Here is a 22,138-nt window from a genome sequence, read left to right as displayed (position 1 = left end):
GCGGTCAGCCGGCCCCGCCCGCCCCGGGGGGGGGGGGGGGGGCGGGGGGGGGGCCGCCCCCCCCCGGGGGGGGGGGGGGGCGGGGCCCCCGCCCCCGCGCCTCCTTCGCGCTGTCCCCCTTTTGGTGGTCATGACCAGAGGCGGCGTCTGTGGCATCGTTGAGGCGTTCGGAAAAGGCGCGCCCCCACCAGGCGTGGCGTGCGAGGGGAGCCGTGTGGTCAGGGACGAATCCCGCGAAGGACGCCGTCAACGGGCGGTCGAGAGCCTGGGCATCGTCGAGTCCGGCCACGAGGACCGCCTGGACCGCGTGACCCGCGTCGCCCGGGCCGTCTTCGGCGTGCCGCTGTCGTCCGTCACCGTCATGGACCACGACCGGGCGCTGTACGTGGGCCGGGCCGGCTTCGACGACCCCGAGTCCGCTCGCTCGGACACCCCCTGCAGCCTCGTGACCGACACGGGCGAGGTCATCACGACCGACGACGCCCGCGTCGACCCCCGCTTCGCCGACCTCGGCGCCTTCAACGACAACGGGCTCGGCTTCTACGTCGGGCACCCGTTGCGCGACGGTTCGGGCAACGTCGTCGGGTCGTTCTGCCTGATGGACGCCGAACCGCGCCAGCTGACGAACGACGAGATGGTCGACTTCCACGACCTGGCCGCGTGGGCGCAGGCCGAGCTGCTGGCCGACGCCGAGGCCTCCGCCTCGCGGGCGACCCAGCAGGCCCTGCTGCCCGACGGGCCGCTCGAGGTCGAGGACGTGCGGGTCGACGGGGTGTGCCTGCCGTCGCTCAGCGTGGGCGGGGACTACTTCGACTACGGGCTCGTCGGTCGGTTCGTGCACGTGGCGGTCGGCGACGTCATGGGCAAGGGCGTCGGGGCCGCCATCATCGGCTCGTCGGTCCGGGCCGCCTGCCGCGCCGCCTCTCCGCACGTCACCACCGGCCGGGAGCTCGGCCTGGCGGTCGACCGCATCGAGCGGGCCGTGCAGCGGGACCTCCAGCGCACGAGCTCGTTCGTCACCTACTTCCACGCCGTCCTCGACCTCGACACGGGCGAGCTCTCGTACGTCGACGCCGGTGCCGGCCTGTCGCTCGTCGTGCGCGCCGACGGCACGGTCCAGCACCTCGCGGGCACGGGGCTGCCCCTCGGCCTCGACGAGCAGGAGCACGTCACCGAGACCACCCGGCTCGACCCGGGCGACCGGCTGGTCGTGATGAGCGACGGCGTGCTCGACGTGCTCGACGACGACCTCGACTGGGCTCTGGAGGTCGGTGGCCTGGCGAGCCGGACCGACGGCCCCGGACTGCTCGACTCGATCGCCGCCCTGACGCACCGCCGGTCGTCGCGCGACGACGTGACCGTCGTCGTGATGGACCGGCACGCGTGACCCTCGCCCTCAGCCGTCGCGACCAGCGGTTGCTCGACCGCACGACCCCGGGCCGACGCCTCGTCGCCATCCGGGTCGTCGTGCTGCTGGCGTCGCTGGCCGGCCTGAACTACATCGTGTGGCGCTGGGCCGCGTCGGTGAACTGGTCGTCGTGGTGGATCGCCGTGCCGCTGATCCTCGCCGAGACCTACAGCGTGGTCGACTCCCTCCTCTTCGGCCTCGGCGCCTGGCGGCTGCGCGAGCGCGGCGAGCCGCCGACCGCCCCCGACCCCGACGACCTCGAGACCCGGGTCACGGTGGACGTCTTCGTGACCACGTACGACGAGCCGGTCGACCTCGTGATGCGCACGGCCCTCGCGGCACAGCGCATCAGCTACCCGCACACGACGTGGATCCTCGACGACGGCGGCCGCGCCGAGATCCGCGCGGCCGGTGAGGCCGCCGGCATCGGGGTGATCACCCGCTCGGACGACTGGACCGACCGCCCCCGCCACGCCAAGGCGGGCAACCTCAACAACGCCCTGCTGGCGACCGAGGGCGAGTTCCTGCTGATCCTCGACGCCGACCAGGTGCCGAAGCCCGAGATCCTCCACCGCACCCTCGGCTACTTCAAGGACGACCGGACGGCGCTCGTCCAGACCCCGCAGTGGTTCGAGAACGTGCCCGAGTCCGACCCGCTCGGCAGCCAGGCGCCCCTGTTCTACGGGCCGATCCAGCAGTCGAAGGACGGCTGGAACAGCGCGTTCTTCTGCGGCTCGAACGCCGTCCTCCGTCGGGAGGCGCTGATGCAGTTGGGCGTCGCTCGGTACGTCACCGAGGTCGAGGCGGCCGTGCGTCGCGCCGTCCGCACCTCGCGCAAGCTGCTCGCCCGGGCCCGTGAGGAGGCCGTGGGCCAGCCCCGAGTGCTCGAGGCGCTGGATGACGCCGAGACGGTCGTCGAACGGGCCAGGGCCGAGTTCGCCGCGGGGGAGTCGATCGGCGACGTCACCTACCGGTTCCAGCGCGGCATCGACACCATCGCCTTCCGCTTCGCCGACGCCGACCTCGCCGCCATGAAAGACGACCTCGCCGAACTCGCCGCCCTGTCGCTCGGCCCCGACACCTTCGACGCCCTCGACGAGGCCGCCCTCGACCTGCTGGCCCAGCGGTCGTCCTCGCCGCTCGCCGCCATCGAGTCGATCTCGTTGCTCGTCGGCGCGCTCGACGTCGACCGCGGCTCCGAGGCCCAGGCCATCATGCCGCTCGCCACGATCTCGGTCACGGAGGACATGGCGACGGCGATGCGCCTGCACGGACTGGGCTGGAAGTCCGCCTACCACGACGAGATCCTGGCGGTCGGGCTCGCCCCCGAAGACCTGTCGACCATGATGACCCAGCGGCTGCGCTGGGCGCAGGGCACCATGCAGGTGTTCTTCCGCGAGAACCCGCTCGTGCAGAAGGGACTGTCGTGGGGACAGCGCCTCATGTACTTCTCGACGATGTGGAGCTACCTCTCGGGCTTCGCCGCCGTGGTCTACATCGCCGCGCCCGTGCTGTGCCTCTCGTTCGGCGTCGTGCCCGTCCAGGCCTACAGCGTCGACTTCTTCGCGCGGCTGATCCCCTTCCTGGTGCTCAACCAGCTGCTGTTCTGGGTGGTGGCCGCGGGACGACCGACCTGGCGCGGCCAGCAGTACTCGCTCGCGCTCTTCCCGGTGTGGATCGCCTCGGTCACGACGGCGTTCCAGAACGTGTACCGCGGCCGGGCGCTGGGGTTCTCGGTGACCCCCAAGACCCGACAGGCGGCCACGGGCCCCCGCTGGGACCTCGTGCGTCCCCAGATCTGGGCCGTGGCGTGCCTCGTGGCCGCCCTCGTGCTCGTGGGCGTCCGCTACGCCACCGGGCAGGCCGAGGGCGTCGCGCCGCTCGTCAACATCGCCTGGGTGCTCTTCGACCTGGTGATCTTCAGCATCATCGTCCGGGCCGTCCTCTACCCGGGGCCGCCGGCACCCCACGACAAGGAGCCATCATGATGACCGTCACCGTCGAAGCCGTCGAGGGCGGCTGCGTCCTCTCGCCGCAGGGCAGGCTCACCGTCGTCTCGACACCCCAGCTGCGGGACGAGGTGGCGGCCCGGCTCGCCGCCGGCGACCGGCTGATCGTCGTCGACCTGTCGGGCACCACCTTCGTCGACTCCTCGGGTCTCGGGGCCCTGGTGTCGTGCCTCAAGTCGGCACGCCAGGCCGGGGGGGACCTGCGGCTCGTGGCCCCCACCGAGCAGGTCTCGATGGTGCTGCGCCTGACGAACCTCGACCGCATCCTCAAGCCCCGCGCCTCGGTCGCGGCCGCCCTCGATGACTGAGCGACCCGGCTCCGTCGTCATCGACGTGGCCGTCGAGCCCGAGAGCATCGACCTGGTGCAGAATGCGTTCGAGACGTGGTGGACCTCCCTCGGCGACGACTCGCTCGAGACCCGCTTCTCGTTCGAGACCGCCATCGTCGAGATCGCGGCCAACGTCGTCGAGCACTCACGTCGGTCCGACGCGGACCACGGTCGGCGGTTCACCCTCGAGCTCTCGGCCACCGAGGACCGGCTGACCGCCGTCTTCCACGACAACGGCATGCCGAGCGAGATCGACCTCAGCGCCGTCTCGATGGCCGACCTCGAGGACGAGGACGGCCGCGGGCTCGCCCTGGCGCTGCTCAGCCTCGAGAGCCTCGACTACGAGCACGTCGACGGCAAGAACGTGTGGACGCTCGTGTGCCGACGCTGACCCACCGGGCGGCGCGTCCGGGCCGACGGTCCGCCCGGCGGGTCGGCGCCTTCCTGCTGGCGGTGGCGGCCGTGCTGTCGCTCGCGTCGGGGCCCGCGGTGCTCGGGGACGCGACGAGCGCGTCCGCCGCGGCCGCGCCTCCCGAGCCCGCGGGGGCCTGGTTCGGCCCGGACCTCGACTGGGGCTCGGACGGCCCCGACGGCTACGCCGGTCGACTGGGCGCGACGCCGTCGCTGTACGGCGTCAACGTCGACTACCCGCTCGACCGACGGGCCGGCGACGAGTGGCGTCGCTCGGCACGGGCCGCCGCCGCCCAGGGCGCGGTGCTCGTGGTGAGCCTCGAGCCGACCGGTCGGCTCTCCGACCTCGACGCCGCCGACGCCCGCCGGGCCGACGACCTGCTGACCGAGATCGACCAGCAGTACGGCACGCTCCAACTGGTCCGCTTCGCCCCCGAGATGAACGGCAACTGGCAGCGCTGGGGACAGCAGCCCACCGCGTTCGTCGGAGCCTTCCGCGAGCTGGCCGACGTGGTGCACGCGGGCACGTCGCAGGCGCAGACGGTGTGGGCTCCGTCGTACGGCGCGGGCTACCCGTTCTCGGACGCCGACGGACGGCTGCCCGAGACCCCGGCCGGCGACGTCGGCCTGCTCGACACGAACGACGACGGCCGCGTGACCGAGTCGGACGACCCGTACGGGCCCTACTACCCGGGTGACGACGCGGTCGACTGGGTCGGCCAGTCGATGTTCTACTTCGCGAAGGGCAGCGCCTCGACCGCGGCCGGCACGTCGGTGCCGCTGGTCGAGAACCAGGCCCCGGCCGCCGGAGAGGTCGAGGGGCGCTTCGACGAGACCTGGGGGTACGCCGAGGCACAGGCGTCGTCGTTCTACGACCGGTTCGCCGAGGGGCGCGACCGGCCGATGCTGCTCGACACCGGAGCCCTCTACGCCCATGAGCTCGAGGGCGCCGCCGAGCTCGACGTCAAGCAGGGCTGGTGGCGTCAGGTGCTGGCCGCGCTGCCGGCCCACCCCCGCATCGCGGGCGTCACCTGGCTCGAGGTCGAGCGCGACGAGGCCGAGGCCGGCGACCGACCCGTCGACTGGCGGGCCACGGCCGAGCCGGGCATCGCGGGGTCGCTGCGCACCGACCTGCAGGCGAACGACCGCATCGACCTCGGCCCGGTCACCGACCGGGTCACCTCGACCGACGGCGACGCCGCCACCGTCCAGGTGCGGGACGCCGGCGGCGGTGACGAGATGGGCTGGATCGTGGCCTGCGCCGGGGCCCTCGCCCTCGCCTTCCTGGTGAGCGGACTCGTCGGCCGGCTGCTGCCCCGCTGGCGCTACCCCGACGACGGCTCGCCCGGGCGCGACCTGCGCATCGACCTCTTCCGCGGGTTCATCATCCTGGCGGTCGTCATCACGCACATCGAGGTCGCGGGGCCGTTCTCGTTCGTCACCCTGAAGGCCGTCGGCGCGATCACGGGAGCCGAGATGTTCGTGTTCCTCAGCGGCATCGTGCTCGGCATGGTCTACCCGCTCGGCGTGAAGAAGCACGGCGAGAAGGCCGCGGCGATCGGGGCGTTCGTCCGGGCCCGCAAGCAGTACGTCGTGACGCTCGCCGTCATCCTGATCGTCTTCGCCCTGAGCTTCGTGCCGTTCCTGGCGACGGACGCGATCACGACGTTCACCGACCGGGGCACCGGGTCGACGGGCACCTCCGCCGAGGGTCGCGTCTACGACCTCTACCCGAACGCCGACCGACTGCTCGACTACCCGCCGCCGTGGTACGCGGTGCGGCAGTTCCTGCTGCTCGAGATGGGGCCGTGGCCGTTCAACATCATGGGGTTGTTCGTCGTGCTCAGCCTGACGATCCCCGCGCTGACGTGGGCCATCAGGCGGCGTGCCTGGTGGGCCGTGCTGCTGGTGAGCTGGGCGCTCTACGCGGTCGGCGTGGTCTTCCCCGGTTTCCACCTGCTGCCGTCGCAGTTCGAGGCCGTGTTCCCGCTCTTCGCCTGGCAGGTGCTCTTCACCCACGGCCTCGTGATCGGCTGGTACCGGCGGCAGATCGTGCGGGCGCTGACCACCCGGCTCGGCAAGGTGCTGGTCGGCGTCGGGGTCGTCGGCTACGCCGGGTTCCTGGCGCTGATCTGGGCCGGGCACGCCTACGGGTTCAGCCCCGGGCCGATCCCCTCCGGCCTGTACGACACGCTGTACGCGACCGGCTACCAGCGCGTCGACATGCAGTGGGGGCGGCTGGTCGACGTCGCCCTGGTGGTCGTCTGCGTCTACGCCGTCCTCACGGTGTTCTGGGTGCCGCTGTCGAAGGCGTTCGGCTGGTTGTACGTGCCCCTCGGCCAGGCGAGCCTCTACGTGTTCATCTGGCAGGTGTTCTTCGTGCTGGCCGTCGCGTCGATCCCGGGGCTCGACCGGTCGAGCGTGCTCGTCGGCACGATCGTCCACACGGTCTCGGTGCTGCTGTTGTGGGTGATGGTGAAGAAGAAGTTCCTGTTCTCGGTCGTGCCGCGCTGATCAGGGGGCGGCGACGACGAGGTCGAGCCCGGCGTCGACGAGGGCCGACGCCGCCTCGGCGTCGAGCCGGTCGTCGGTGACGACGGCCTGGAGCTCGGCGAGTCGCAGGGCGCGGTACTTGCCGAAGCGGCCGTACTTCGAGCTGTCGGCGACGAGCACCGAGCGTTCGGCGACCTCGAGGGCGGCCCGCTTGACCTCGACCTTGGCCTCGACCGGGGTCGTCACGCCGTGCGTGAGGTCCCATGAGCTCGACGAGATGAAGGCGAGGTCGAGCGAGAGCTCGGTCAACGTCAGCCGCGTCAGGCGCCCCACAGTCGACTGGTTCGCGCTGTCGACCCGGCCGCCGACGACGATGAGGTCGACGTCGGGGTGGTCGGCGAACGAGCGGACCGTGGCGAGGTCGTTCGTGACGACCGTCAGGCCGGTGACGTCGTCGAGGTGCTCGCGCATCGCCTGGACGGTCGTGCCGGCGTCGAGGTAGACGGTCATGTGGTCGCGGACGAGGGTGGCCGCCTCGCGGGCGATGGCGCGCTTCTGCGCCACGTCGACGTCCTGCTTGACCTCGCGGCTCGCCTCGACGAGCAGCCGCGGCGTCAGCTTCGCGCCGCCGGGCGTGGCCGTCACGCGGCCCTCGTCCTCGAGCGTCGCGACGTCGCGACGGACGGTCATCTGGCTGACGCCGAGCAGGTCGGTCAGCTGTCGGTAGCTCAGGACGCGTTCGCGTTGCAGGTGCTCGACGATGCTCTCGCGCCGCTGCTCGGGGATGAGGGGGGCTGTGGGGGACACGTCGGCCTTTCTCGCGTCGGTCAGCCTAGTGCGGCGGGCCCCGTCCACGGCATGCCGTGGGCCGAGGTGATCGCGGTCACCTGGTCCGCAGGGATGAGCCGGCGGTCGGCGCCGTGCGTCAGCAGGGCGATGCGGCAGGCCTCCTCGACCTCGACGGCGCCGAGGACGGCCCGGTCGAGGTCCTCTCCGCTGACGACGCTGCCGTGGTTCGACAGGAGCGCGGCCCGGAACGGCAGCGGGCTGTCGGTGACCAGCGACCCCATCGCCGGGTCGCCCGGTGCGACGAAGGGCAGCAGCGGCACCTGGCCCACGCGCATCAGCGAGTAGGGCGTGAGGGGTGGCACGGCGCAGTGGTCCGACCACGGTTCGAGGCACGAGAGCGCGACGGCCGACGGCGAGTGGACATGGACGACGGCCCGGTGCTCGGGGTTCTTGAGGTAGAGCGCCCGGTGCAGCGCGACCTCCTTCGACGGCTTCGGGCCGGCGAGCAGCGTGCCGTCGGGGGCGAGGACCGACAGGTCGTCGACCGTGAGCGAGCCCAGCATCGTGCCGGTGCCGGTCATCAGCAGGCGGTCACCGTCGCGGACGCTCACGTTGCCCGAGCTGCCGGGGCTCAGGCCGGCCGCGACGAGGGCCCGCCCGGCGTCGACGAGTCGTTCGGCTGCGGTCACGAGAGGGCCTCCCAGGCGGTCGAGAACAGGTCGGTGGCACCGAAGTTGCCGCTCTTGAGCACGAGGGCGACCGGTCGGCCGGCGCTCGTCGTCGCGGCGCTCCAGCAGACGCCGGGGCCGAGCGGCGGGCCGATCACGAGCGCGGTCGTGCCGAGCGCCGTGACGACCGCGCCGCTCGTCTCTCCGCCGGCGACGACGACGCGGCCGACGGTGCCGTCGGCGACGAGGTCGTGCACGAGGGTCGACAGGACCGACTCGACGACGGCCGCGGGCGCGGTCGCCCGGCCCTGGCCCGGCTCGCCGTCGGCGGGCGCGGGCTCGGCCCCGGGGGCGACGACGTCGGACGGCTCGCCGACCGAGTACACGACCGGCACCGAGTCGGCGTCGAGGCCGCGCACCCACGCGGCCAGCGCGGCGACCTCGGCCGCGGGGTCGGTCGTGGCGGCCGTCAGGTCGACCTTGCGCGTCGGGTGCGTGGCCGCGGCGTGGGCGATCTGGCCGCGGGTCGCCGCCGACGCCGACCCGCAGACGACGAGGCGGCGTCCGGTCACGTGCGCGAACGCGTCGGGCAGGCCCGGTGACGGTGCGTCGTCGGTTCCGAACCCCAGGGCGAGGCCCGCGCCACCGCTGACGAGGCGGTGGTGCGACGTCGCCCGGCCGATGGTCACGAGGTCGTCGTCGTCGACCGCATCGACGACGAGGTAGCCCGCGGGCGCCGCGTCGAGGGCGGCCGTCAGGGCGTCGACGCCGGCGCGCACGCGGCCGAGGGGCACCTCGGTGACGGGGGTGGGCGTCTGGGGAGAGAGGAGGTCGCGGAGCCGGGAGCGGGTCATGGGCGTCAACGGGTGGTGACGCATCGGCGAGTCCTCGAGGAGGTCGTCGCCGACGAACAGGCGGCCGTCGCGGACGGTCCGGCCGTTCGCGGGGAAGGCGGGGACGACGATCGCCCGGTCGACCCCGAGCCGGTCGCGGAAGGCGTCGAGGACGGGCCCGATGTTGCCCTCGTCGGTCGAGTCGAAGGTCGAGCAGTACTTCAGGGCGAGGCGCTCGGCACCGGCCTCGATCAACCACGACAGGGCGGTGGTCGACTGGTCGACGGCCACGTCGACCGGGGCCGTGCGGGTCTTCAGGGCGACGACGACGGCGTCGACGCCCGCGTGCGACCGGGGGTCGACCGCCGCGGGGGCGACGACGACGACCGTCTCGAGACCACGGCTGCGCAACCCCGAGGCGAGGTCGGTGGCTCCGGTGAAGTCGTCGGCGACGGCACCTATCAACATGGCGGACCTTTCGATGGCGGGAGGGCTCGGGGACGTCGACGGTGCGCCGCCGAGGGCGCGATCAGTCTATGTGACTATTTGGTGCGATGTTTGACAATTTGGTAAGTCTCGCTACAGTTGCCATGCTCGCCCGGGCCGCTGCCGGGCTCTTGAACGAACGGGAACAACGGTGATCCTCCACTCGACGACGACTCGCGCGACTCCGATCCGGGTCCTCCTGACCGGTGCCAACGGCGGGTACGGCCGGACGCTGCTCGACCAGCTGCGCCGCCTGCCCGACATGACGGCCACGCAGCTCGTCGACCCGGACGTCGCGGGTGTGACGGCGATGCTCGACGACCTCGGGGTGCCCCGCGCGTCGGTGGCGACGCCGACCTCGTCGGCGGCCACCGCCGACGCCGTCGCGGCCGGGTCCGTCGCCGTGATCGCCGACGCCACCGCCGTCGACTGGGACGGCGTCGACGTGCTCGTCGAGGCCACCGGTCGCATCGAGGCCGGCCACGCCTACGCCGACACCGCACTCGACCACGGCGTCCACGTGGTGATGGTCAGCAAGGAGGTCGAGTCGGTCGCCGGCGTCGCCCTGAGTGCGAAGGCCCGCGCCGCCGGCCTGCGCTACCTGCCGGGTGACGGCGACCAGCCCGCGAACCTGCTGCGCCTGGTCGCGTGGGTGCTCGAGTGCGGTTTCGACGTCGTGGCCCTCGGCAAGTCGGGCGAGTACGACCTCGCCTTCGACCCCGCCACGGGCGTCGTCGACCAGGCGGGCACGACCGTCGACGCGCCGGCCCTCGCGTCGTTGCTCGACCTGGGCGACGACCCGGTCGCCACCGTCGAGGCACGCTCCGCCGCCGTGGCCGGCCTGAAGCGCGCCGCGGCCGCGGACTCGTGCGAGATGGCCGTCGTGTCGCTCTACACGGGCGCCCGCGCCGACGTCGAGGCCATGCACTACCCGGTCGCCCGTCCCGACGAGCTCGCCGACCTCTACACGGCACGCGAGGACGGCGGCCTGCTCGGGCGCACCGGCGTCGTCGACGTGTTCTCGATGCTCCGCCTGCCGGGGGAGGCGAGCTTCGCCGGCGGCGTGTTCGTCATCGTCCGCACCGGCGACCCCGTCACGTGGGAGACGCTGCGCGGCAAGGGCCACGTCGTCAGTCGCGACGGCGGTCACGCCTGCATCTACTGGCCGTACCACTTCATGGGCGTCGAGACCCCGCTGACCGTCGCCGCGGCCGTCGACGGGACCTCCCGCCTGCCCGAGCCCCGCCAGCACACCGTCCTCGCCGCCCGCGCCACCGGTGCGCTGTCGGCCGGCACCGACTTCCGCGTCGAGGGGCACCACCACGAGATCGCGGGCGTCGCTCCCGTGATCGTCGACCCCGACGACGCCGGCGTCGCCCCCTACTACCTGCTCGGCGGTGCACGGCTCGTGGCCGACGTCGCCCCTGGTGCGCTCGTCCGACTGGACGACCTCGCCGACGTGCCCGAGGCGGCGCTGGCCGCCTACCGGGCCGGGCTCGCGCTGGGTCGCTGACCTCCCGGATCGCCGACCCGCGCCTCCTCTGCTCTTCCCCACCACCCCGCCAGACCCCGAACCAGGAGATCGACGACGATGCCCTACACCCCCGACCCGACCGACCCGACCCCGGCGGCGACCTCGTGAGCGTCGAGCTCGTCGCCCTGGTCGTCCTCGTGGCCGTCTTCGCCCTCTCGGCGATCCGCAACGTGCACATGGGGGCACTGGCGCTCGTCGCCGCCCTGCTCGTCGGCGTGCTCGTCGTGGGCGAGAGCCTCGACGACGTCCTCGGCGGGTTCCCGGTCGACGCCCTGCTGATCCTGCTCGGCATCACCTACCTGTTCGGCATCGCCCGCGAGACCGGGGTGGTCGACTGGCTCGTCGACCGCTCGGTCGGGCTGATCGGCGACCGCGTCGCGCTCATCCCTTGGGCGATGTTCGTCATCGGCACCCTCGTCGCCTGCCTCGGCACGTCGCACGCCGCGTTCACGATCGTGCCGATCGCGATGAGCCTGGCCCACAAGCACAAGATCCACTCGACGATGATGGGCATCGTCATGAGTTCGGCCATCGTCGGTGGCGCCCTCGCCCCGACGAGCATCAACGGCATCACGGTCATGACCGTGGCGCGGGCGTCGGGCATCGCGTACGACCCGGGCCTGATGTTCGGGCTCTCGGTCGGCATCAACACGCTCGTCGTGCTCGTCGCGTTCTTCCTCTTCGGCGGACGCGAGCTGATCGCCCGCACCCGGGCCGCGGGCGCCGCCCGGGCGGCGTCGTCGGCCGGCGGGGTCGGCGGCACGGGCACCGGTGCCGGTGGCGTCGTCGGTCGGAGCGGTCGGGGCGGCACCGCCGTCGTGACCGAGCAGGCCACCGCCACCCGTCTCGGCGCGTACCAGGTCGTCGTGCTGGTGAGCATCCCCGTGCTGATCGTCGGCTTCTTCACCATCACGCTGCTCGACGTCGACCTGAACCTCGGCGCGGTGGCCCTGACGCTCGCGGTCTTCCTCGCCTTCGTGAAGCCCGACGTCGGCCGCGCGTCGCTGGCCCGCGTCGACTGGAACACGATCCTGCTGCTCGGCGGCATCATCACCTACGTCGGCGTCCTGACGCGACTCGGTGCGATCGACCAGCTCGGCGAGGTCGCCCGGTCGGTCTCGTCGCCGCTGCTCGCCGCGTTCGTCATCTGCGTCATCGCGGGTCTCGTGTCGGCCTTCGCCTCGACCATCGGCATCCTCGGCGCGCTCATCCCGCTCGCCGTGCCGCTGCTCGTGCCCGGCGGCGGGCTCGAGATGACCGGCTTCATCTACGCCCTGGCGATCTCGGCCTCGCTCGTCGACTGCGCACCGTTCGGCACGACCGGAGCCACCATCGTCGCCTCGGGCGTCGAGGACGAGCGCCCCCGCCTCTACCGGCACCTCACCCGGTGGGGCCTGTCGATGGTCGTCATCGGGCCGGTCGTCACGCTGCTGTTGTTCGTGGTGCCGTTCCTCTGGGCCTGAGAGGTCGGGCTTGAGAGGTCGGGCCTGACGGGTCGGGCCTGACGGCCTCGAGGACGCAGGAGGCGCGGGTCGGGTGACCGCGCCTCCTGCGTCTCCGTCTCGACTGCGACGACGGCCCCCGGACTCCGTCGCGACGACACCCAAACGGGGGAGGCGGGTGGCTCCGAAGACATGCCCGGGTGCCGCCTAGGGCACCCCGTGCCCGACCCGCCGTGGCACGCCGTCAGCGGCCCGAACCGCTGGCACCGTCGGGAGCCCGGACTTCCGACACGGGGCTCTGGTGTCAAGGGCGACACCGGGGTCTGCGGGGGCTCAGGCGAAGGCGAGTCGGAGTCGCTCGACCACGATCGGATCGACGCCGGCGACGCGGCAGACGAGAGGGTCGCCCTCGATCAGGCTCAAGGCGGCACGGATGCGGCGCCGCTCGGTGTCGGTGGCGTCCGACGCCACTCGATCACGCCGTGAGACGAGCGACCCGAGGGTGGCGATGTCGACGAGGTGTCTCGTGTGGTCGTCGCCCGGGATCTCGACGGCCGCGGCCTTGGCGAGGAGTGCGCCCTGCAAGGTCGGTCTCGAGACGACGCCGTCACGCCCGTTCACCCGGACCTCGATCGGGCGAGCGCGGTCGAGGGCTCCCTGCGCGCCTGGAGCCGCGAGGGTGGTGCCGCCTCCGACCCCGCGGCGCGACGACGCCCGCTCGCCGAGGAAGCGCGGGACGAGGACGTCGATCTGCGCCTCACCGCGGACCCAGCGGTGCTGGTGGCCTTCGAAGCTCTCGCCGTCCGCCACGAATCCGCGGTCCCTCAGGAGCGTCGTGAAGCGCATCAACATCGTCGGGTGCGCCCGGACGTCGAGCACCGCATCGGCGTCGTCCGTGGGGCGAGACGGTGTGGCGCCTCGCTCCCAGCAATGCGACTGGACCATCTGGCCACCGACGAGTGCCCAGCCGAGCGGCAGGCGGGCGTGCAGTTCGAACAGGGCGTGCCAGGCTTCGGCCTGAGCGGGGTGGAGCGGGGAGCCACGATCATCGATGGCCCCCGAGGATCAACCGGTCGGCGGCAGCTCGTTCACGTGGCCCGGCGCTGGTCGCCAGGTCGGCGATCAGGGCGCCTGACGTCAGCGGGCCGAGTGTGCCACCGTCGTGGACCCTCAGCAGGACGTTCGGTCGGCGGGACGGCACGAGAAGGTACTCGTGCGCCAGGGCGTCGAGATCGGCATGCGACACGTGTGCTTCGAACCGACCCCCGTCGCTCATGCCCGACCGGTCGTCGCTGCTGCCCCCCGGCGTGAGTCGGGCGTCTCGTCGCAGGTCGGGGAGGTCGGCTGTCGGCGCCTCGAACTCCCGGGCCTCGGGGTACGCCGCCCGCAGCCAGACGGCGAGGCGCTCGGACGGCTTCGTGCTCTGCCGCAGTTCATCGACGCGGGCGAGCGTCCGGCCGCGTTCACTGGACGACAGCCCGCCGGCCCACCCGGGGTCACCGGTCAGCCGGGCCAGAAGGGCGTCGGCCGACCGGCGCGAGAGCGGTCGGCCCGGCAGGTGCCGGTGCGGAACCGCGTCGTCGATCAACCATCGCCCGCCGACCCACCGGGCGTCGATCAAGCCGGCCGCCGCGGCCGCCTGGGCACGCCGGGTCGAGATGTCGTGACTCTTCGCGTACTCGGACGCACTCACCTCGGCCATGGTGACCACAACCGTACGCGACCACGAATGATTGTGGAAGGACGATCGAAAGAGTCAGTCCATCCTGGACGGATGTCGGGCTTCGTCGACCTGCACCACAAGGCGAAGCGGCGAGATCACCGCCGCGGCGGCCCCGTCGTGCCGCGCACCACGAGCCGCGTCGGCAGCTGCACCTCGGGCGTCGGGGGCGTTCCTCCGTCGAGCATCGTGAAGAGCATCCCGGCGGCGGCGCTGCCGAGGCGCTGCATCGGTTGCTGGACGGTGGTCAGCGGCGGTGACTCGCGCGAGGCCTCGGGGATGTCGTCGAAGCCGACGATGCTGAGGTCGTCGGGGACGCGCAGGCCGAGGTCGAGGGCGGTGCGCAGCAGGGCGATGGCCGAGAGGTCGTTGGCGGCGAAGACCGCGGTCGGCCGCTCGGCGGTGGTCAGCAGCGAACGAGCCGCCTGTCGCGAGGCGGTGAGCTCGAAGTCGCCGTTGCGGGTCAGGCCGGGGTCACGGGTGATGCGGGCCGCCCGCAGCGCCTGCACGTAGCCCGCCTCGCGCAACGACGCCGAGCGGAGGTCGGGGCGCCCGGCCAGGAAGCCGATGCGACGGTGGCCCAGGCCGATCAGGTGCTCGACCGCGAGCAGGGCGCCGCCGCGACTGTCGGCCTCGACCGAGGGCAGGTCGGTCCGCCCGGTGTGCGGGTCGACGGCCACCACGGGGATGCTGACGGTCGTGGTCAGCACCGACGGCGTGACGAGGATCGCCCCGTCGATCAGCGTGCCGCTCAGGCGGCTGAGCGAGCGGCGCTCCCACCCGGTGTTCTCGCCGCGGTGCGCGCCGCTGTAGGCCAGCAGGTCGTACTCGGCCCCCCGTGAGCGGACGGCCGCGCCGACGCCCTTCAGCACCTCGGAGCTGAACGGCTCGAAGTCGGCCACGAGCACGCCGATCACGCCCGTGCGCCGGGCCCGCATGCTGCTGGCGACGAGACTCGACTCGTAGCCGAGCTCGTCGACGGCGGCCATCACCCGCTCGACCGCCTGCGCCGAGACGCCGTAGCGGCCGTTCACGGCCTTCGACACGGTCGCGACCGAGACCCCGGCCGCCCGTGCCACGTCGTTGATCGTCACCCGGGGCGTCATCACGTCGGCAGCCTAGCGCCGACCGAAATGGTTTTCGAAAACGTTTGACACCCGTCCCGCGATTTTTCACACTGACTCCACGCCGCGCATCGGAGCACGGCACGCTCGGTCGACCACGGCCGCTCAACGAAGAGGAAAAGGTGGAACCATGACCACATCTCGACGGCTCCTGGCCGGGTCTGCGGCCCTGCTGATCGGAGCGGGACTGCTGACCGGCTGCAGCGGCGGGGCGGGGGGCGGGGCCGACGACGGCACGCTCACCCTCTGGCAGAACTCGACGACCGGCCCCGGCCAGGACTTCTGGACGGCCACCGCGGCCGACTTCGAGAAGGCCAACCCGGACGTGAAGATCGACGTCCAGACCGTGCAGAACGAGGACTTCGACGGCAAGCTGCAGACCGCCCTCAACTCGGGCGACGCGCCCGACGTGTTCCTGCAGCGTGGCGGTGGCAAGCTGCAGGCCATGGTCGCGGCCGGCCAGGTGAAGGACATCACCGATGTCATCTCCGACGACGCGAAGGACCAGATCAGCGAGGGCACCTTCGGGTCCGGCTCGATCGACGGCAAGGTCTACTCGATGCCCGTCGCCGTTCTGCCCGGCGGGTTCTGGTACAGCCAGGACCTCTTCGACGCGGCCGGCATCACCGAGGCCCCGAAGACGATGGACGAGCTCGACCAGGCCGTCACCGCGCTCAAGGGCTCGGGCGTCTCGCCCGTCGCCCTCGGCGGCAAGGACGCCTGGCCGGCCGCCCACTGGTACTTCTTCTTCGCCCTGCGCGCCTGCAGCTCGGACGTGCTCGAGCAGGCCGCGGCCGACCGTGACTTCAGTGACGACTGCTGGGTGAAGGCCGCCCAGGACCTCGCCGACTTCCGCGACACCGAGCCCTTCAACGACGGGTTCCTGACGACGGCGGCCCAGCAGGGCGCCGGCAGCTCGGCGGGCCTCATCGCCAACCACCAGGCCGGCATGGAGCTCATGGGTGCCTGGAACCCCGGGGTCATCGCCTCGCTCACGCCCGACGCTCAGCCCCTGCCCGACCTGGGCTGGTTCCCCTTCCCCGCCGTCGACGGCGGTGACGGCGAGGCCGGTGCCATCATGGGCGGCGTCGACGGGTACTCGTGCTCGGCCGGTGCCCCCGACTCGTGCGTCGACTTCCTGAACTACCTGGCGACCCCCGACGTGCAGACGGCCTACTACAAGGCCTTCAACGCGCCTCCCGTGAACACGGTCGCCCAGGAGTCGGTCACCGAGCCCTACCTGCAGGACGTGCTCAGCGCCTACAACGACGCCCCGTTCGTCTCGCAGTGGCTCGACACCGTCTACGGCCTGAACGTCGGCAACGCGATGAACGTCGCCGTGGTCGACCTGCTGTCCGGCGACGGCACGCCGCAGCAGTTCGTCGACGCCGTCGACGCCGCCGCCAAGAAGGCGTAGGCCCCGTCGTGAGCCTCCGCGAACCCGCCGTGCGGCCCGCCGCACCGTCGCGGGCTCACGCCACCGCCGGGGGCGACGCAGTCGCGTCGCCCCCGGCGGCCTCCCGGGCCGTGTCCCGGAAGGGGCGTGGCGCCCGCGCCCTCGAGATCGCCCTGCTGGTCGGACCCGCCCTCGTGGTGTTCCTGGCCTTCGTGGTGTTCCCCATCGTGATGGCCGCCTACTACGGCTTCTTCAGCTGGCAGGGCTTCGGCCCGCCGACCGACTTCGTCGGGTTCCGCAACTACGTCACGATCTTCCAGGACCCCTCCTTCCTCGACGCGCTGCGGCACAACGCGACCATCGTCGTGCTGTCGCTCGTGCTGCAGGGCCCGGTCGCCATCGGCCTGGCGCTGCTGCTCAACCGCAAGCTGCGGGGACAGTCGCTGATCCGCGTGCTGATCTTCGTGCCGTACGTCATCAGCGAGGTCGTCGTCGGCACGGGCTGGAGCCTCATGCTGCAGGGCAGCGGCGCCGTCAACGACCTGCTGACGAAGGTCGGCCTCGGCTCGTTCGCCACCGACTGGCTCGCCGACCCGAACATCGCCATCTGGACCCTGCTGGTGATCATCACCTGGAAGTACGTCGGCTTCGCGGTCATCCTCTTCCTCGCCGGCCTGCAGGGCGTTCCCGAGGAGCTCAGCGAGGCCGCGGCCATCGACGGCGCGAGCTGGTGGCAGATCCAGCGCCGCATCACGCTGCCGCTGCTCGGACCGACCCTGCGCATCTGGGCCTTCCTGTCGATCATCGGCTCGCTGCAGCTGTTCGACCTCGTCTACATCATCTGGGGCCAGTACATCGCGGCCACCGCCGGCACCTCGACCATGGCGACCTACATGGTGGCCAACGGTCGCACCTCGGGCAGCTACGGCTACGGCAACGCCGTCGCGGTCGTGCTGTTCCTCATCTCGCTCGTCGTCGCCCTCGTCTACCAGCGCTTCGTGCTGCGACGCGACACGGCCGGGGCCGTCACGACCTCGGCCACCACCGCAGGAGAAGAACGATGACCGCCAGCACCCTGCCCGCCCGCCCCCGCGGCGGCGCCGCCGTCCCGGCCGCACCCCGGCCGACGAGGCGGAGGAGGCGCGGCATCGCCGACCCCGGCCGCGGCGTCGCGTACGTGGTCGCGGCGGTCGTCATCGTGGCGATGCTCGCGCCCGTCGCGTTCATCGTGATCGGCGGCTTCCGCACCAACGCCCAGATCACCACGGACCCGTCGGGGTTCCCGAGCCCGTGGCAGGTCGGCAACTACCTCGACGTGCTCACCGGCGGCACGTTCTGGCGTCAGGTCGGCAACTCGCTGATCTCGGCGGGCGCCACCACGATCGGCACGGTCGCCCTCGGCCTCGCGGCCAGCTACGTGCTCGCCCGTTACCGGTTCGCCGGCCGCGGCGTGCTTTACGCGCTCTTCGCCGCGGGCCTGATGTTCCCCATGACGGTGGCCATCACGCCGCTGTACCTGGTGATCCGCGACCTCGGGCTGACGAACTCGTTGGCCGGCGTGATCCTGCCGCAGATCGCGTTCGCCCTGCCGACGACGATCATCATCCTCGTGCCCTTCCTCCGCGCGATCCCCGACGAGATCGAGGAGGCCGCCTTCATCGACGGCTGCAGCCGCCTCGGCTTCTTCTTCCGCATGGTGGTGAGGCTGTCGCTGCCCGGCGTGATCACGGTGGGCATCCTCGCCTTCATCGGAGCCTGGAACTCGTACCTGCTGCCGCTGTTCATCCTCAACGACCCGTCCACCTTCACGCTGCCCCTCGGCGTGCAGGCGTTCTCGTCGCAGTACTCGGTCGACACCGCCCGGGTGCTGGCCTTCACGGCCCTGTCGATGCTGCCGGCACTGGTCTTCTTCAGCCTCTTCGAACGCCGCATCGTCGGCGGGCTCACCGGGGCGGTCAAGGGATGACCGCCACCGACGCCGCGACCGTCACAGACCAGGAGGCGCGAGCCGACATGACCGACACCGCTCACCGACCGCAGGCCCTCGAGGTCGGCGAACCCCGCGCCTCCGACCGGGTGGCGTCGCTGCTGGCCGAGATGACCCTCGACGAGAAGCTGGCCCAGCTGGTGGGCTGGTGGGTCGACCAGGGGGCCGACAACGTGGCCCCGATGCAGGGCGAGATGGCGTCCTCGGGCGACTACGAGCAGGCCACCCGTCACGGGCTCGGCCACCTGACGCGGGTCTACGGGACGCGGCCGGTGGACCCGGCCGAGCGCGCCTCCTGGTTGTGGCGCGAGCAGCGCCGCCTGCGCGACGAGACCCGTCTGGGCATACCGGCGCTGGTGCACGAGGAGTGCCTGACCGGGCTCGCGGCCTGGCAGGCCGCCACGTTCCCGACGCCGCTGGCCTGGGGGGCGTCGTTCGACCCCGAGCTGGTCGAGCGCATGGCCCGCCTGATCGGCGGCTCGATGCGCGACCTCGGCGTGCACCAGGGCCTCGCGCCGGTGCTCGACGTGATCCGCGACCCGCGCTGGGGACGCGTCGACGAGTGCATCGCCGAGGACCCCTACGTCGTCGGCACGATCGGCACGGCCTACGTCACGGGGCTGCAGGCGGCCGGCGTCCACGCGACGCTCAAGCACTTCGTCGGGTACTCGACCTCGGCGGCGGGTCGCAACCACGCCCCGGCGCAGGTCGGGCCGCGCTTCGTCGAGGACGTCCTGCTGCCGCCGTTCGAGATGGCCGTCCTCGACGGGGGCGTGCGCTCGGTGATGAACTCGTACGCCGAGATCGACGGGGTGCCCGTCGCCGGGACGCCGTCGTACCTCACCGACGTGCTGCGTCGACGGTGGGGCTTCGACGGGGTCGTCGTGTCGGACTACTTCTCGGTGGCCTTCCTGCAGGTGATGCACGCGGTCGCCGCCGACCGGGGCGAGGCCGCCGCCCTGGCCCTCGAGGCCGGCATCGACGTCGAGCTGCCCACCGGCGACGCCTACCTCGAGCCCCTCGCCGAGCGGGTCCGCTCGGGGCAGGTCGACGAGGCGCTCGTCGACCGGGCGGTGCTGCGCGTCCTCGCCGAGAAAGAGGACCTTGGCCTGCTCGACGAGACGTTCGAGACGCCGCCGCCGACCTCGATCGACCTCGACTCCGCCGAGCACCGCGCGGTGGCGCGCCGACTGGCCGACGAGTCGGTCGTCGTGCTGACCAACGACGGGGTGCTGCCGCTGGTCCGGGGTGGGGGCGACGTCGGTGCGGCTCCCGCGTCGATCGCCGTCCTCGGGCCGAACGGCGACAGCGCCGAGGCCCTGATGGGCTGCTACTCGTTCGTCAACCACGTGCTCGCGCACCATCCCGGCGTACCGCTCGGCATCGAGCTGCCGACGGTGGCCGACGCGCTGCGGGCCGAGCTGCCCGCGGCCGAGGTCGTCGTCGAGGGCGGCTGCGACGTCGAGGGCGACGACCGGTCCCGGATCGCCGCCGCCGTCGAGGCCGCCCGCGCCTCGGAGGTCGCGATCGTCGTCGTCGGCGACCGGGCCGGCCTCTTCGGCCGCGGCACCGTGGGCGAGGGCAACGACGTCGAGAGCCTCGAGCTGCCGGGGGTGCAGCGCGAGCTCGTCGAGGCCGTCGTCGCGACGGGCACGTCCACCGTCGTGGTCGTGCTCTCGGGCCGGCCCTACGCCGTGGGCTGGGCGATCTCGGGCGCGTCCGCTCCCGCGGCCGTCGTGCAGGCGTTCTTCCCGGGGGAGGAGGGCGGCGCCGCCGTCGCCGGCGTGCTGACCGGCAGCGTCGAGCCGTCCGGGCACCTGCCCGTGTCGCTGCCGCGCTCGGCCGGGGCGCAGCCCTTCTCGTACCTGCACCCGGTGCTCGGCGGGCCGTCCGAGGTGACGAGCGCCGACAGCACGCCGGTGCTGCCGTTCGGCCACGGCCTGTCGTACACCTCGTGGCGCCGCTCCGACCTGGTCGTCGACTCGGCCGACGTGCCGGCCGGCGGCTCGTTCGTCGCGTCGGTCACCGTCGCCAACACCGGCGACCGCCCCGGCACCGACCTCGTGCAGCTCTACGCGCACGACGTCGTCGGCTCGGTGACCCGACCGGTCGCCCAGCTGCTCGGCTACGCCCGCGTCGCCCTCGAGCCCGGCCAGGAGGCGCGGGTCGCCTTCCGCGTCCCGACCTCCCGCCTGGCGCTGACCGACCGCCACCACCGGCGGGTCGTCGAGCCCGGCGACGTCGAGCTCTGGGTCGGCGGCTCGTGCGCCGAGCGCGAGACCGAGGCGGCCGTGCGGATCACGGGCGAGGCGTACCCGGTCACGATCGCCGACGAGCGCATCGTGGGCGTCGAGATCGAGGCGCTCGCCGGCGCCTGAGCCGCGCCTCCTCGGGTGGCCGATCCGCGCCTCCTGCGCTCGAGGACCCAGTTCCGAACCGTGCACCCCGTCGCTCTCGGGTACACGGCTCGGAACCGGGTCCATCGTGGGCTGCGGGGGAGCAGGCGGGAGGCGCGGTGCGGCGACCCCGGTCAGGGCACAGTAAGGCGACACGTGTAGCGTTACCGCCGACCGTGCACCGTCGCACGGCGACTGGCCCGGCGCCGTGTCGGGCCCCGCACACGAGAGAACCGGAGCCCTTCCCATGCAGCGTTTCACCGACAAGGTCGTCCTCGTCACCGGCGGGGGGTCCGGCCTCGGCCGTGCCGCCGCCGTCCGCCTAGCGAGCGAGGGGGCGAAGCTCGCCCTCGTCGACGTCTCGGAGAAGGGCCTCGCCGACTCCGAGGCCGCCGTGCTCGAGGCCGTCGCGGGCGCCGAGGTGCTGACCGTCGTGGCCGACGTCTCGAGCGAGGACGACGTGGCCCGCTACGTCTCGGCCACCGTCGAGCGCTTCGGCCGCATCGACGGGTTCTTCAACAACGCCGGCATCGAGGGCAGGCAGAACCTCACCGAGCGGTTCGGCGCCGACGAGTTCGACAAGGTCGTGTCGATCAACCTGCGCGGGGTGTTCCTCGGCCTCGAGAAGGTGCTCGGCGTCATGCGCGCCCAGGGCGACGGCGGTGCCGTGGTCAACACCGCGAGCGTCGGTGGCATCCGTGGCGTCGGCAACCAGTCGGGTTACGCCGCCGCCAAGCACGGCGTCGTCGGCCTGACCCGCAACTCGGCCGTCGAGTACGGCGAGTTCGGCATCCGCGTCAACGCGATCGCGCCCGGCGCGATCTGGACCCCCATGGTCGAGGCCTCGATGCGCCAGATCGACGCCGACGACCCCAAGGGCGCCGCCGAGCAGTTCATCCAGGTCAACCCGACCAAGCGCTACGGCGAGGCCGCCGAGATCGCCTCGGTCGTGGCGTTCCTGCTCTCGGACGACGCCACGTACGTCAACGCGGCGGTCGTGCCGATCGACGGCGGGCAGTCCGCGAAGTACTGACGCAGGGGGCGGTGGCGTCCCGGGATGTCGCCCCGCGCCTCCTGAGCCCTCGAAGCCCGTCCACGATGACGGACCCCGAG

At 72.5% G+C, this 22,138-nt stretch carries 18 protein-coding genes; 12 read left to right on the top strand and 6 right to left on the bottom strand.

Annotated elements, in window-relative coordinates; genetic code table 11:
* Positions 1-214 precede the first annotated feature (214 nt).
* The 5 genes from ABID81_RS09560 to opgC are packed head-to-tail and all read left to right on the top strand — an operon-like array spanning position 215 to position 6,671.
* On the top strand, positions 215-1,387 hold the full coding sequence (locus ABID81_RS09560) for a PP2C family protein-serine/threonine phosphatase (RefSeq protein ID WP_354594566.1): 1,173 nt from the start codon (positions 215-217) through the stop codon (positions 1,385-1,387).
* A gap of 29 nt (positions 1,388-1,416) precedes the next feature.
* Complete coding sequence (locus tag ABID81_RS09555) at positions 1,417-3,396, top strand: glycosyltransferase (protein WP_354594572.1); 1,980 nt, start codon at positions 1,417-1,419, stop codon at positions 3,394-3,396.
* Positions 3,393-3,725: an STAS domain-containing protein gene (locus tag ABID81_RS09550; protein WP_055977855.1), complete on the top strand. Its 333-nt coding sequence runs from the start codon at positions 3,393-3,395 to the stop codon at positions 3,723-3,725. The genes ABID81_RS09555 and ABID81_RS09550 overlap by 4 nt, the downstream gene beginning before the upstream one ends.
* Positions 3,718-4,137 (top strand): ATP-binding protein, encoded by a 420-nt coding sequence (locus ABID81_RS09545; RefSeq protein WP_354594565.1) that lies wholly within the window; start codon positions 3,718-3,720, stop codon positions 4,135-4,137. Before ABID81_RS09550 ends, ABID81_RS09545 begins: the two co-directional genes overlap by 8 nt.
* Complete coding sequence (gene opgC / locus ABID81_RS09540) at positions 4,125-6,671, top strand: OpgC domain-containing protein (protein ID WP_354594564.1); 2,547 nt, start codon at positions 4,125-4,127, stop codon at positions 6,669-6,671. Before ABID81_RS09545 ends, opgC begins: the two co-directional genes overlap by 13 nt.
* On the opposite strand, the gene ABID81_RS09535 is transcribed toward opgC, so the two are convergent.
* The 3 genes from ABID81_RS09535 to otnK are packed head-to-tail and all read right to left on the bottom strand — an operon-like array spanning position 6,672 to position 9,408.
* A complete protein-coding gene (locus ABID81_RS09535; RefSeq protein ID WP_354594563.1) occupies positions 6,672-7,457 on the bottom strand; it encodes a DeoR/GlpR family DNA-binding transcription regulator in 786 nt (261 codons plus the stop codon). It abuts the gene before it with no gap.
* 20 nt (positions 7,458-7,477) lie between these two features.
* Positions 7,478-8,128, bottom strand: a complete 651-nt coding sequence (locus ABID81_RS09530; protein WP_354594562.1) for a class II aldolase/adducin family protein — start codon at positions 8,126-8,128, stop codon at positions 7,478-7,480.
* Positions 8,125-9,408: a 3-oxo-tetronate kinase gene (gene otnK / locus ABID81_RS09525; RefSeq protein ID WP_354594561.1), complete on the bottom strand. Its 1,284-nt coding sequence runs from the start codon at positions 9,406-9,408 to the stop codon at positions 8,125-8,127. The genes ABID81_RS09530 and otnK overlap by 4 nt, the downstream gene beginning before the upstream one ends.
* A gap of 169 nt (positions 9,409-9,577) precedes the next feature.
* Here otnK and ABID81_RS09520 point away from each other — a divergent pair, with 169 nt between their 5' ends.
* Both ABID81_RS09520 and ABID81_RS09515 read left to right on the top strand, forming a co-directional pair.
* A complete protein-coding gene (locus tag ABID81_RS09520; protein WP_354594560.1) occupies positions 9,578-10,939 on the top strand; it encodes a homoserine dehydrogenase in 1,362 nt (453 codons plus the stop codon).
* Positions 10,940-11,064: 125 nt separating this feature from the next.
* Entirely contained in the window at positions 11,065-12,423 is a 1,359-nt protein-coding gene (locus ABID81_RS09515; protein WP_354594559.1) for an SLC13 family permease, read from the top strand.
* A 312-nt stretch (positions 12,424-12,735) separates the two neighbouring features.
* Here the strand turns inward: ABID81_RS09515 and ABID81_RS09510 are convergent, their stop codons facing one another.
* From ABID81_RS09510 to ABID81_RS09500, 3 genes are all read right to left on the bottom strand, one after another.
* Positions 12,736-13,248: a hypothetical protein gene (locus tag ABID81_RS09510; protein ID WP_354594558.1), complete on the bottom strand. Its 513-nt coding sequence runs from the start codon at positions 13,246-13,248 to the stop codon at positions 12,736-12,738.
* A gap of 199 nt (positions 13,249-13,447) precedes the next feature.
* Positions 13,448-14,104, bottom strand: a complete 657-nt coding sequence (locus ABID81_RS09505; protein ID WP_354594557.1) for a hypothetical protein — start codon at positions 14,102-14,104, stop codon at positions 13,448-13,450.
* Between the two features lie 116 nt (positions 14,105-14,220).
* A complete protein-coding gene (locus ABID81_RS09500; RefSeq protein WP_354594571.1) occupies positions 14,221-15,228 on the bottom strand; it encodes a LacI family DNA-binding transcriptional regulator in 1,008 nt (335 codons plus the stop codon).
* A gap of 148 nt (positions 15,229-15,376) precedes the next feature.
* Between ABID81_RS09500 and ABID81_RS09495 the strand changes: the two genes are divergently transcribed.
* From ABID81_RS09495 to ABID81_RS09475, 5 genes are all read left to right on the top strand, one after another.
* A complete protein-coding gene (locus ABID81_RS09495) occupies positions 15,377-16,663 on the top strand; it encodes an ABC transporter substrate-binding protein (protein WP_354594556.1) in 1,287 nt (428 codons plus the stop codon).
* An 8-nt stretch (positions 16,664-16,671) separates the two neighbouring features.
* Entirely contained in the window at positions 16,672-17,706 is a 1,035-nt protein-coding gene (locus tag ABID81_RS09490) for a carbohydrate ABC transporter permease (protein ID WP_488627010.1), read from the top strand.
* On the top strand, positions 17,703-18,608 hold the full coding sequence (locus ABID81_RS09485; RefSeq protein WP_354594555.1) for a carbohydrate ABC transporter permease: 906 nt from the start codon (positions 17,703-17,705) through the stop codon (positions 18,606-18,608). The genes ABID81_RS09490 and ABID81_RS09485 overlap by 4 nt, the downstream gene beginning before the upstream one ends.
* A 47-nt stretch (positions 18,609-18,655) precedes the next feature.
* Positions 18,656-21,007, top strand: coding sequence for a beta-xylosidase/alpha-l-arabinosidase (locus ABID81_RS09480; RefSeq protein ID WP_354594554.1), 2,352 nt, complete (start codon positions 18,656-18,658; stop codon positions 21,005-21,007).
* A 265-nt stretch (positions 21,008-21,272) separates the two neighbouring features.
* Positions 21,273-22,058, top strand: a complete 786-nt coding sequence (locus ABID81_RS09475; RefSeq protein WP_354594553.1) for an SDR family oxidoreductase — start codon at positions 21,273-21,275, stop codon at positions 22,056-22,058.
* Positions 22,059-22,138: the final 80 nt, after the last annotated feature.

The sequence above is a fragment of the Frigoribacterium sp. PvP054 genome, assembly GCF_040547465.1.
GTDB lineage: Bacteria > Actinomycetota > Actinomycetes > Actinomycetales > Microbacteriaceae > Frigoribacterium.
The sequence above is the reverse complement of the archived record's forward strand: the minus strand, read 5'-3'. Positions and strand labels throughout refer to the sequence as shown.

Bases quoted from the DNA above. Each gene is read 5' to 3' on its own strand.
- ABID81_RS09475 (WP_354594553.1), top strand. From the start codon at position 21,273: ATGCAGCGTTTCACCGACAAGGTCGTCCTCGTCACCGGCGGGGGGTCC.
- ABID81_RS09545 (WP_354594565.1), top strand. From the start codon at position 3,718: ATGACTGAGCGACCCGGCTCCGTCGTCATCGACGTGGCCGTCGAGCCC.
- ABID81_RS09480 (WP_354594554.1), top strand. From the start codon at position 18,656: ATGACCGACACCGCTCACCGACCGCAGGCCCTCGAGGTCGGCGAACCC.
- ABID81_RS09550 (WP_055977855.1), top strand. From the start codon at position 3,393: ATGATGACCGTCACCGTCGAAGCCGTCGAGGGCGGCTGCGTCCTCTCG.
- ABID81_RS09500 (WP_354594571.1), bottom strand. From the start codon at position 15,228: ATGACGCCCCGGGTGACGATCAACGACGTGGCACGGGCGGCCGGGGTC.
- ABID81_RS09505 (WP_354594557.1), bottom strand. From the start codon at position 14,104: ATGGCCGAGGTGAGTGCGTCCGAGTACGCGAAGAGTCACGACATCTCG.
- ABID81_RS09510 (WP_354594558.1), bottom strand. From the start codon at position 13,248: ATGCGCTTCACGACGCTCCTGAGGGACCGCGGATTCGTGGCGGACGGC.
- ABID81_RS09485 (WP_354594555.1), top strand. From the start codon at position 17,703: ATGACCGCCAGCACCCTGCCCGCCCGCCCCCGCGGCGGCGCCGCCGTC.
- otnK (WP_354594561.1), bottom strand. From the start codon at position 9,408: ATGTTGATAGGTGCCGTCGCCGACGACTTCACCGGAGCCACCGACCTC.
- ABID81_RS09495 (WP_354594556.1), top strand. From the start codon at position 15,377: ATGACCACATCTCGACGGCTCCTGGCCGGGTCTGCGGCCCTGCTGATC.